The following is an 11,358-nucleotide window of genomic DNA, read 5'->3' on the forward strand; positions in this document are numbered from 1 at the left end:
TGGAAACCGCGCCCGATGTCGAGGTGCGGGCACTCGCGGCTTGCTTTCCCAAGGCTTCCCCTCGGCCCGAGGCCGGCTTTCGAACCCATCTCGCCCTCGCTCCCCTGCCGCCGGCAGCCCTGGCGGCTGAGCGGAGGATCGAAGCGGTCCGGCTTCCGCAAAAGCACGCGGCCGCGAGAGCCGTCTCGGCATGAGATGAGCCAGGGCAGGATAGCCGTGCTGCGGGGGGCTATGCCGAAAGACAGGCCTCTGCGGACAAGCGTGAGTGGCGCAAGATAACATAAATGTTAAATTGAGAAGATCCCGCAAGGCAGAAGAAATGCGCCAAAGAAAACTGCCAAGGAATGTTTTTGTCGTCCTTATGAAGCGTGAATTTTAGGATTTGCGCGGTTTTAAGGCCGCTGATCTCCCTTCAGATATCACGCGAAATAGCCCAGCGCGGCCCGTGGCGGACCGCTAAGTCACCATGAGAGTTATCCATGGTCCAGGGTTGGGCGATCCTCCGGCTCATGCCTCCAAGATCCGAAGGGCAGGGGCGCCGCCCCTTTCGGCAGTGCAGGTGCAGGCATCGCATTGTCTCATTATTTTTGTATCACAACCATGAGTAGCATAAAATAATACATGCCATCAATCGGTAGTTTCTGGACTCCGATGTCCGGCGGACCGAATATATGCCCTCGAACCGTTACGGAGACGTTAGATGGCCCGCCGCATTCTGAACGGAACCGCATTCTCCGACAGCATCAATGCGTCCGGCCTCCCCTTGGGCGATTTCGCCCGTTCTCTGCTGGGTGACGGTAACGACGTTTTCGAAGGCTCCACCGGCCATGACCAGGCCTTTGGCGAGGCCGGAAACGACGCACTCTTCGGGCGGTTGGGAAATGACAGCCTGGTCGGCGGCGACGGCAATGACACGCTAGATGGCAGCGATGGGAACGACACCCTCGATGGTGGCGACGGCAATGACAGCCTGGACGGTGGCATGGGCGCCGATGTTCTGAACGGCGGTTCCGGCAATAATCGAATCCGCGCGGGCGAGGGCAATGATCGCGTCACCGCCGGTGATGACGGCGACATGATCTGGGGCGACGCCGGCAACGACACGATCCATGCCGGCGGCGGCAACAACTGGGTCTATGGCGGCGATGGTCACGACAGCATCACCGCCGGTGATGACGGCGACATGATCTGGGGCGACGCCGGCAACGACACGATCCATGCCGGCGGCGGCAACAACTGGGTCTATGGCGGCGATGGCCACGACAGCATCACCGCCGGTGATACCGGCGACATGATCTGGGGCGATGCCGGCAACGACACGATCAACGCCGGCGGCGGCAACAATTGGGTCTATGGCGGCCTGGGCCATGACAGCATCCGCGCCGGCACCGGCGGGGACATGATCTATGGCGAGGATGGCGACGACACCATCCTGGATGAAGGCGGCAACAACTGGGCCTATGGCGGCCAGGGCAATGACCGAATCACCATGGGTGACGGCAACGACCAGGTGACCGGCGATGCCGGCAACGACACCATCAACGCCGGCGGCGGCAACAACTACGCCTATGGCGGCCTCGGCCAGGACAGCCTGACCGCGGGTGATGGCGCGGATATGCTGAGTGGCGATGACGGGAATGACACGCTGCTGGGCGGCCGTGGCCAGGACCAGGTGTTTGGCGGCGCCGGCAACGACTTCGTGCTTCAGGGCCGCAATGACGGCGCCCCGGGCCAGGACATGCTGCGCGGTGGTGCGGGCACCGATACCCTTCGCTTCACCTTCACGCGGGCCGAATGGTTCAACGCCGCCAACCAGACCGAGCTGGCGCGGCTGGTGGCCGAAAATGCGGCGCCACCGGCGCGGGCTGGCGGTGTGGTCACCAGCAATCTGTTCGGCCTGAACTTCGCCGAATTCGAAGAGCTTTCCGTCGCGGTGGAGGGCCAGATCCTGACCGCCGCGGATGACGCCGTGACCGCCCGTGCCGATACCTTCAACCTGTCGGAAGGTGCGGCCGTCAGTGGCAGCGTGGTCGCCAATGACATCGTGCCTGACCTGATCGCCTCGGTTGCGCTGGTCGGCGCGCCGCCCAGCCCTGGCATCTTCTCGCTCAGCAATGCGGGGTTGCTGAGTTTCGACACCGGCACCTCATTCGAATATCTGGCGGCCGGGCAGGTCGCGACGCTGCGCTTCAACTATCGCGTGACGGATGCCGACGGCGATACGGGCGATGCGGTGGTGACGCTGCGCATCACCGGCGTGAATGACGCGGCCACCATTTCCGGCACCAACACTGGCGCCATCATCGAGGATTCGGCCGCGCGGCTCAGCGGCAGGCTGATCGTCAGTGACGTGGATACGGGAGAGGCACGCTTTGCCGCGCCGGTCTCGCTGATCGGCACATACGGAACCTTCACCTTCAACACGAATACGGGGGATTGGGGCTATCGCCTGAACAATGCCTCCGCCCAGGTTCAGGCGCTGACGGCCGGCCAATTGGTGAATGACACGCTGACCGTCACCTCGCGGGATGGAACGGCGAGCAGCACCATCACCATCGCCGTAACCGGCGCGAATGATGCGGCCAGCATTTCCGGCAACAGCACGGGCTCCGTCACCGAGGATGGCATGCTCACCGCCTCGGGCATGCTGGGCGTGACCGATGTGGATGCGGGCCAGGCGGTCTTTGCGACCCCAGGCTCGCTCACCGGCGTCTATGGCAGCTTTACCTTCCATGCGAGCACCGGCGCCTGGGGCTATGCGCTGAACAATGCGGCGGCAAATGTGCAGGCGCTGGCCGCGGGCCAGGTGGTGCAGGACACGCTGACCGTCACCTCGCTGGATGGCACGGCGAGCCGGGTGATCAGCGTGGCCATCAACGGCGTGAATGACGCGCCCACCAACCTGGCTGACAGCAACCTCGCCGCCAATGCGGTGCTGGAGGGTGCGGCCAATGGCAGCGCTACGGGCGTCACCATGCTGGCGAGCGACCCCGATGGCGGGGCACTGAGCTACAGCTTCAAGGTGGCGGGCGTCGCTTCCGCAGTGGATGCCACGGGGCGCTTTGCCATTGATGCGACCACGGGCGTGATCACCGTTGCCAACGGCGCCCTGCTGAATTTCGAGGCGGGGGCCACCCAGAACCTGACCGTCTTCGCGCGGGATTCGCTCGGCGCCGAGACCTCCGCCAATGTGGCGATCCAACTCACCGACCGCGACGAGACGCCGCCGAGCGCCGTGATCCTCAGCTTCGAGGATGTGCCCGGCGGCGCGCTGAGCGATGGCGGGGAGCGGCCGCTGACCAGCTATGCCGGCTTCACCTTCGGACAGGCGGGCATCTACAATCCGGATGGCGCGCTGGGCTACACGACCAGCTCCGGCACCACACTGGCCTTCTTTGGCGAGGCGCGGGGCAATGAGGTGCCGGGCTATCCTGCGCCGGCCGGCTCGCCGCTGACGGTGAACCGGGCGGATGGCGCGGATTTCGACTTCTACGGCGCCTTCTTCTCGGCGGCCTTTGGCAGCACGCTGCCGATCACGGCGCGCGCCTATGATGACGGCGCGCTGGTCGGGACCGTCACCATCACCGTGCCCTACGGCGCCGCGCCGCATTATGATTTCGGCGATCAATATCCGGGGCAGCGCTTCACCAGCATTGACCGGTTGGAGTTCAGCGCGAATGACTATTTCGGGCTGGATGATTTCGCGTTTGGCAATGTGACGGCCAGCATCCTTGGCGCCAACGACGCCGCGACGACCAATGAGGACGCGGCGGTGACGCTGAATGTCCTGTCCAATGACACTGGCTTGGCGCTCACGCTCGAAGGGATCGAGCTGGTCAACGGCTTTGGTGGCTTCTCACTGCTGGGCAACCAGGTGGTCTTCGACCCGCGGGGCGTCGCCGGCTACCAGGCGCTTTGGACGGGCGAGACCGCCACAAGCACCGCGCGCTACACGCTACGCGACGGCAATGGCCAGACCACGACGGCCGAGGTGACGGTGACCGTGACCGGGGTGAATGACGCGCCCGTGGTCAATGGCAGCATCGCCAATCTTTCGGGCCAGGTGCAGACCAACTTCAACTTCACCGTCCCTGACACTCTGTTCGTGGACAGCGATGGCGAAGGTGCGATCACGCTTTCCGCCACGCTGAATGACGGCAGCCCGCTGCCCGCCTGGCTCATCTTCGATGCCGCGACGCGCAGCTTCACCGGCACACCGCCGGCAGATGCGGCGGATAACTATCAGATCCGGCTGCGCGGCAGTGAGGCGGATGGGGTGAGCAGCACGCTCACCTTCAACCTGACCGTGCTGGACGCGCCGCCGGTGATCGGCTCGCCCGGGAGCGATACGCTGTGGGGCACGATCAATGGGCAGTTGGTGGACGGCCTTGGTGGCGCTGACACGCTGTACGGCGACCCTGGCGCGGATTTGATGCGCGGTGGGGAGGGCGATGACCAGATCTACGGCGAGGCCGGCAATGATGTGATCGAGGGCAATGCTGGAAATGACTACCTCGAGGGCGGCATCGGAAATGATGTGCTGGAGGGCGGTGATGGCGATGATCGGCTGTTCGCTGGCCAGGGGACCGATACGCTCAACGGCGGCCTTGGTATTGATTATCTGAGTTTGTCCGGCAGTAGCGGCCTCGGCGATGGCGGCGACGGCAATGACACCATTGACGCGTATCAGGGCCGCGGGACCATCACCGTTCTGGGTGGCGACGGCAACGACCTGATCTACGCATCCTACCAAGCGACGAGCCAGACGATCGACGGTGGTGCCGGCGATGATACGCTGCTGTATCTGGGTTACAGGGCCGGCGTCACCGTCAATGCGGGGAATGGCGCGGATAGCCTCACTTTTTGGACGAACACGAACGCCAATGCCCTGGTCACGCTGGGCAGCGGCAGCGACGTGATGGGTATCCATGACGTTTGGGCTGGCGGCACAAACCTCGCGACCGTCACCGATTTCGCTGCCGGCAGCGGCGGCGACGTGATCCTGCTCAACAACTTCCTGGCCGGGCTGCAAGGCTGGGATGGCAGCGCCAACCCCTTCGGCGCAGGCTTCATGCGCCTGCTGACCTCGGGCAGCGACACACTGTTCCAGATTGACCAGAATGGCGGTGGCAACAGCTACGCCACCATCTACACACTCCAAAACACCAATGCCGCCAACCTCACGCTGGCCAACTTCACGCCAGGCTATTCCCCGGACGGTTCCGCCCCGGTTGGGATCGTCGTCACTGGGACCCCCGCCAGCGAAACTCTTCGGGCTGGCCTCGGTGGGGATACGGTGGACGGCCTTGGTGGTGCTGACACGCTGTATGGCGACCCTGGCGCGGATTTGATGCGCGGTGGTGAGGGTGATGACCAGATCTTCGGCGAGGCCGGCAATGATGTGATCGAGGGCAATGCTGGAAATGACTACCTCGAGGGCGGCATCGGAAATGATGTGCTGGAGGGCGGTGATGGCGATGATCGGCTGTTCGCTGGCCAGGGGACCGATACGCTCAACGGCGGCCTTGGTATTGATTATCTGAGTTTGTCCGGCAGTAGCGGCCTCGGCGATGGCGGCGACGGCAATGACACCATTGACGCGTATCAGGGCCGCGGGACCATCACCGTTCTGGGTGGCGACGGCAACGACCTGATCTACGCATCCTACCAAGCGACGAGCCAGACGATCGACGGTGGTGCCGGCGATGATACGCTGCTGTATCTGGGTTACAGGGCCGGCGTCACCGTCAATGCGGGGAATGGCGCGGATAGCCTCACTTTTTGGACGAACACGAACGCCAATGCCCTGGTCACGCTGGGCAGCGGCAGCGACGTGATGGGTATCCATGACGTTTGGGCTGGCGGCACAAACCTCGCGACCGTCACCGATTTCGCTGCCGGCAGCGGCGGCGACGTGATCCTGCTCAACAACTTCCTGGCCGGGCTGCAAGGCTGGGATGGCAGCGCCAACCCCTTCGGCGCAGGCTTCATGCGCCTGCTGACCTCGGGCAGCGACACACTGTTCCAGATTGACCAGAATGGCGGTGGCAACAGCTACGCCACCATCTACACACTCCAAAACACCAATGCCGCCAACCTCACGCTGGCCAACTTCACGCCAGGCTATTCCCCGGACGGTTCCGCCCCGGTTGGGATCGTCGTCACTGGGACCCCCGCCAGCGAAACTCTTCGGGCTGGCCTCGGTGGGGATACGGTGGACGGCCTTGGTGGTGCTGACACGCTGTATGGCGACCCTGGCGCGGATTTGATGCGCGGTGGTGAGGGTGATGACCAGATCTTCGGCGAGGCCGGCAATGATGTGATCGAGGGCAATGCTGGAAATGACTACCTCGAGGGCGGCATCGGAAATGATGTGCTGGAGGGCGGTGATGGCGATGATCGGCTGTTCGCTGGCCAGGGGACCGATACGCTCAACGGCGGCCTTGGTATTGATTATCTGAGTTTGTCCGGCAGTAGCGGCCTCGGCGATGGCGGCGACGGCAATGACACCATTGACGCGTATCAGGGCCGCGGGACCATCACCGTTCTGGGTGGCGACGGCAACGACCTGATCTACGCATCCTACCAAGCGACGAGCCAGACGATCGACGGTGGTGCCGGCGATGATACGCTGCTGTATCTGGGTTACAGGGCCGGCGTCACCGTCAATGCGGGGAATGGCGCGGATAGCCTCACTTTTTGGACGAACACGAACGCCAATGCCCTGGTCACGCTGGGCAGCGGCAGCGACGTGATGGGTATCCATGACGTTTGGGCTGGCGGCACAAACCTCGCGACCGTCACCGATTTCGCTGCCGGCAGCGGCGGCGACGTGATCCTGCTCAACAACTTCCTGGCCGGGCTGCAAGGCTGGGATGGCAGCGCCAACCCCTTCGGTGCGGGCTTCATGCGCCTGCTCACCGCGGGCAGTGATACCCTCTTCCAGATTGACCGCGACGGCGGCGGCAACAGCTACACCACCGTCTACACACTCCAAAACACCAACGCCGCCAACTTCACGCTGGCCAACTTCACGCCGCTCTACCCGCCCGATGGCGATGGCATTCAGGGCCAGGTCATCACCGGAACCGGCGCGCTCTCCGGCTTCTTCGGTAATGACAGCATCACGGGCGGCAATGGCGCGGATACGCTGAGTGGCGGGAATGGTAATGACACGCTGCTGGCCGGCGGCGGGGATGATCGGCTCATCGGTGGCTTCGGCCGGGATTGGATGACGGGCGGCAGCGGTGCCGATGCCTTCGTCTTCAACATCATGACCGAAGGCCCGGACCAGATCGCCGATTTTACCTCGGCCGATGACACGCTGTTGTTCAACGCGGCGGCCTTCAACATCGCGGGCGGCAGCACTGTTTCCCTGGCCGGCACCTCCGGCGGCGTGACCAGCTTCAGCGTCTCCAGCCGCCCCACCGCCAGCTTCCAATACGAGGCGGATGGCGATCTCTGGTGGCTGGACAGCACCGCTCAGGCACCGCAACTCCTGCTGGCCACACTGCAAGGCACGCCGAGCCTGCAAGCCAGTGACTTGGTATTCTTCTGACCCGGGAGCGAGGGCGCCGCAAAGGCACCCTCGCTTCACCCGCGAAGCGGCAGCCCCATCGCCTGCCTTGCAAAGGCCCGCTTCAGCCCGGGGATCCGGTCCACCGCCGCGATCCCCAGCCGCCGCGCCCAGCGGATCGGCCCGATGTCATTGCCGAACAGTTTTTCCAGCACATGCGTGGCACCGATCATCATCAGCGCATCCGGCCGCCGCTGCGCCTGATACCGTGCCAAAAGCGCGGTGCTTCCCACATCCTCGCCGGCGGCATGCGCTTCGGCCACCAGGTCGGTCAGGGCCGCCACGTCGCGGAAGCCGATATTCAGCCCCTGCCCGGCGATGGGGTGCATGCCATGCGCCGCATCGCCCACCAAAGCCAGGCGCCCAGCCACGTAGCGCGTCGCGTGCATGGCGGTCAGCGGGTAGTGCCAGCGGCGGCCGATGGGCTCGATCTCGCCCAGATGCCCGCCGATCCGCCGGCGCAACTCCCGGGCGAAATCCGCGTCGGGCAGGGCCAGCATGCGCATCGCGACACTGCGCCGCTCGGTCCAGACAAAGGATGAGGCATGCGGCCAGGCGCTGGTGCCGAAGCTGCCCAGGTCCGCCAGCGGCAATTGCGCGAAGGGGCCGGCGGGGAGAAATAGCTCCAGCGCGCGGTTGTGGTGCGGCTTTTCATGCGCAAAGGCGCCGACCATGCCGACCTGTCCGTAATCATGCCGGGCCGTCCCGATCCCCGCCTGCTGCCGCAGCGGGCTGCCGCGCCCCTCGGCGCCGACCACCAGCCGCGCGCGGATCACCCGCCCATCCGCCAGGGTCACGGTGGCGCCCTCGGCATCGCGGGTCACCTTCGCTGTCATCGGCGCGAAGGCCTGCAGATGCGCCAGATGCGGCAGCCGGGCGTTCAGCGCCACGCGCAGCGCCCGCGCCTCGACCATCCAGCCAAAGGGCTCATCCGCCACCTCGGCGGCTTCGAAATCGAGATCGAGCGAGGAGGGCGCCTCCCCCACGCGGCCATCTGCCACCTTGATGCCCTCGATGGGGCAGGGCGCGCTGGGCAGGCGCTCCCAGATGCCGGCGCGCTCCAGCAGGCGCTTGGAGGCGAGTGCTATGGCATAGGCGCGGCCATCGAAGCCGGCGAGTTCCATAGGCGGCAGCGGGGCGGCATCCACCACGGCGACGGGCACGCCCCGCGCGGCCAGGGCCGCGGCCAGCGTGGCACCGACCGGGCCGGCGCCGATGATGGCAACAGCAACCTCCAGCGTCGGGTGGGATATCGGGTTAGGAGCGGCGATCAGGTTCATGCCTGCAAGCTTAGGCCATTCCCGTCTTGTGCAAGAGATGGGGCGAAAGACTCGTCTTCACGCCTGCAACGATGCCCGAAAAACGGGCAATTCCATCGGCAAGCCCCGGCCACGCCTGGGTTTTCGCGTTGGCACGAGTCTTGGATAGCAAAGCCAGCGGTCGGAGTTGAGCCGGCGCAATATTCAGGAAAGGCAGGCGGATGAAGCTCGTGATGGCGATCATCAAGCCCTTCAAGCTCGATGAGGTGCGCGATTCGCTCACGCCCCTCGGCGTGCAGGGGCTGACGGTGACGGAGGTGAAGGGGTTCGGCCGGCAAAAGGGGCAGACCGAGATCTACCGTGGCGCCGAATACCAGGTGAGCTTCCTGCCCAAGCTCAAGATCGAAGTGGCGGTTGCCTCCGAGCTGGTGGATGCCGTGGTGGAGGCGATTGCCGCCTCGGCCCGGACCGGCAAGATCGGCGACGGCAAGATCTTTGTCCTCGATCTGGACCGCGCGCTGCGCATCCGTACCGGTGAAACCGACGGGGCCGCCCTGTGATCCGCTCCATGCAACCAGATGCGGCGCTGTCGTCCGCCAATTCCCTTGGGAGAAGCCTGACCATGAAACCCTGGATGCGCGGCGCTGTCCTCGCCCCCCTGGTGGCCGCACCGCTGCTGGCGCTCGCGGCCTCTCCGGCACTGGCAGCCGATGCGCCGAAGCTCGATGCCGGCAACACGGCCTGGATGCTGGTCTCCACCTGCCTCGTGCTGATGATGACCATTCCGGGCGTTGCCCTGTTCTACGCTGGCATGGTCCGCAAGAAGACCGTGTTGGCGACGATGATGCAGTCCTTCTTCGTGGCGGCGCTGATCGCCGTCACCTGGATGGTCGCGGGCTATTCCATCGCCTTCGGCAATGGCGGCCAGTTCTTTGGTGATTTCTCCAAGGTCATGCTCTCCGGCATTGGCTGGAATGAGCCCTTCATCCTGGGTGCCGGCATGACCGGCGATCCCGACCCGACGGTGGCGACGACCATCCCGGAGACGGTCTTCTTCATGTTCCAGATGACTTTCGCGATCATCACCGCGGCGCTGATCTTTGGTGCCGTGGCGGACCGCATGAAGTTCAGCGCCGTCTGCCTGTTCATCGTGCCGTGGTCGCTGCTGGTCTATTCGCCGATCGCGCATGCCGTCTGGCATCCGGCCGGCATCATCTTCGCCTGGGGCGCGCTGGATTTCGCCGGCGGTACCGTGGTGCACATCAATGCCGGCGTGGCGGGCCTCGTGGCCAGCCTCGTGCTTGGCAAGCGTGTTGGTTACGGGACGGACAACATGTCCCCCTACAATCTGGGCTTGGCCATGATCGGCGCCTCGCTGCTGTGGGTGGGCTGGTTTGGCTTCAACGCCGGCTCTGCCCTGGCGGCTGATGGCCGTGCGGGCATGGCCATGCTGGTCACGATGGTGGCGGCCGCCATGGGCACGCTGACCTGGGTGTTCGCCGAATGGGCCACCAAGGGCAAGCCCTCGGCACTTGGCGCCATTTCGGGCGCGGTGGCTGGCCTTGTGGCGATCACGCCGGCTTCCGGCTTCGTCTTCCCGGGTGCCGCGCTGGTGATTGGCGGCGTGGCTGGCGTGGTGTGCTTCTGGGCCTCGACGGCGCTGAAGAAGGCACTGGGCTATGATGACAGCCTCGACGCCTTCGGCGTGCATGGCGTTGGTGGCATCGTCGGCGCCCTGCTGACGGGCATCTTCGCCGCTGGCGTGCTGGCCAAGCCGGATGATGCGGAGGCGGCGGTGGCCTTCTCGGGCCTGCTCTATGGCAACTCCGACATGCTGCTGATCCAGGCGAAATCCATCCTGGCGACGCTGGTCTATTCGGCTGTGGCCACCTTCATCCTGCTGAAGATCGTGGATGCCATGGTTGGCCTGCGCGTCTCCGAAGAGGAAGAGCGCGAGGGTCTGGACGTCACGCAGCATGGCGAGCGTCTGGGGTAAGTTGATCCGTCCGATTGGGGGAAAGCGGCGCCGGGGGGAAACCTCCGGCGCCTTTTTTTGCGCAGTGGCGCATGATCCGCTTGACCCGGCACGGCGCTTTTCACTTCACTATCGGCATGCGGGACATCAAGGCGCTGCCTCGTGGCGACGAGGACACGTTGTGGGCGGTTGTGGCCACGGTAGGCCGGGCCAACCGGGTGGCGGAGATCTTCCGCAGCCGCGCCGCGGCGCTGGAGGATCGGGCCTGGCGCGCCCAGCAGGTGCGGGCCTATGCCGATTTCCTGGAGCGCTCGAAGCAGCCCTTGCCGCATTACTCGGTGGCGCCCATTCGCCGCTCCGACCTGCCGCGCAAGTGGACGCCGCTGCCGGCGCTGGGGTTTTTGCGTGGGCAATTCATTTGACGAGCGTTGCGTTCCGGTGACGGGCTGAGGCATTCTCGCCACTGGAAGCCGCTTTTGGCCTGGCACCCGCTGGTTCAGGTCCAGGCGAGGCTCGGCCAGCAAGACTTCGTCAGCGGTTTGGCCGAT

The 11,358-nt window shown here is 65.0% G+C and carries 6 protein-coding genes; 4 read left to right on the top strand and 2 right to left on the bottom strand.

Annotation, left to right across the window (positions count from 1 at the left end):
- Positions 1-700: 700 nt before the first annotated feature.
- Positions 701-7,558 (top strand): VCBS domain-containing protein, encoded by a 6,858-nt coding sequence (locus LHU95_RS00705; RefSeq protein WP_248709465.1) that lies wholly within the window; start codon positions 701-703, stop codon positions 7,556-7,558.
- Positions 7,559-7,593: 35 nt separating this feature from the next.
- On the opposite strand, the gene LHU95_RS00710 is transcribed toward LHU95_RS00705, so the two are convergent.
- Both LHU95_RS00710 and LHU95_RS00715 read right to left on the bottom strand, forming a co-directional pair.
- Positions 7,594-8,856: a UbiH/UbiF/VisC/COQ6 family ubiquinone biosynthesis hydroxylase gene (locus LHU95_RS00710; protein ID WP_248709466.1), complete on the bottom strand. Its 1,263-nt coding sequence runs from the start codon at positions 8,854-8,856 to the stop codon at positions 7,594-7,596.
- A gap of 10 nt (positions 8,857-8,866) precedes the next feature.
- Positions 8,867-9,079 (bottom strand): hypothetical protein, encoded by a 213-nt coding sequence (locus tag LHU95_RS00715; RefSeq protein ID WP_248709467.1) that lies wholly within the window; start codon positions 9,077-9,079, stop codon positions 8,867-8,869.
- Here LHU95_RS00715 and LHU95_RS00720 point away from each other — a divergent pair.
- The 3 genes from LHU95_RS00720 (at position 9,057) to LHU95_RS00730 (ending at position 11,232) form a co-directional block, all read left to right on the top strand.
- A complete protein-coding gene (locus LHU95_RS00720; protein WP_248709468.1) occupies positions 9,057-9,395 on the top strand; it encodes a P-II family nitrogen regulator in 339 nt (112 codons plus the stop codon). The two genes, LHU95_RS00715 and LHU95_RS00720, sit on opposite strands and share 23 nt — an antisense overlap.
- A gap of 74 nt (positions 9,396-9,469) precedes the next feature.
- Positions 9,470-10,831 carry an ammonium transporter gene (locus LHU95_RS00725; protein ID WP_283094280.1) on the top strand — a complete coding sequence of 454 codons (1,362 nt, stop codon included), beginning with the start codon at positions 9,470-9,472 and terminating at the stop codon, positions 10,829-10,831.
- Positions 10,832-10,947: 116 nt separating this feature from the next.
- Complete coding sequence (locus LHU95_RS00730) at positions 10,948-11,232, top strand: hypothetical protein (protein ID WP_248711623.1); 285 nt, start codon at positions 10,948-10,950, stop codon at positions 11,230-11,232.
- Positions 11,233-11,358: the final 126 nt, after the last annotated feature.

The organism is Sediminicoccus sp. KRV36, assembly GCF_023243115.1.
GTDB lineage: Bacteria > Pseudomonadota > Alphaproteobacteria > Acetobacterales > Acetobacteraceae > Roseococcus.

Coding starts and splice junctions, on each gene's coding strand:
- LHU95_RS00705 (WP_248709465.1), top strand. CDS start 701: ATGGCCCGCCGCATTCTGAACGGAACCGCATTCTCCGACAGCATCAAT.
- LHU95_RS00710 (WP_248709466.1), bottom strand. CDS start 8,856: ATGAACCTGATCGCCGCTCCTAACCCGATATCCCACCCGACGCTGGAG.
- LHU95_RS00720 (WP_248709468.1), top strand. CDS start 9,057: ATGAAGCTCGTGATGGCGATCATCAAGCCCTTCAAGCTCGATGAGGTG.
- LHU95_RS00715 (WP_248709467.1), bottom strand. CDS start 9,079: ATGATCGCCATCACGAGCTTCATCCGCCTGCCTTTCCTGAATATTGCG.
- LHU95_RS00725 (WP_283094280.1), top strand. CDS start 9,470: ATGCGCGGCGCTGTCCTCGCCCCCCTGGTGGCCGCACCGCTGCTGGCG.
- LHU95_RS00730 (WP_248711623.1), top strand. CDS start 10,948: ATGCGGGACATCAAGGCGCTGCCTCGTGGCGACGAGGACACGTTGTGG.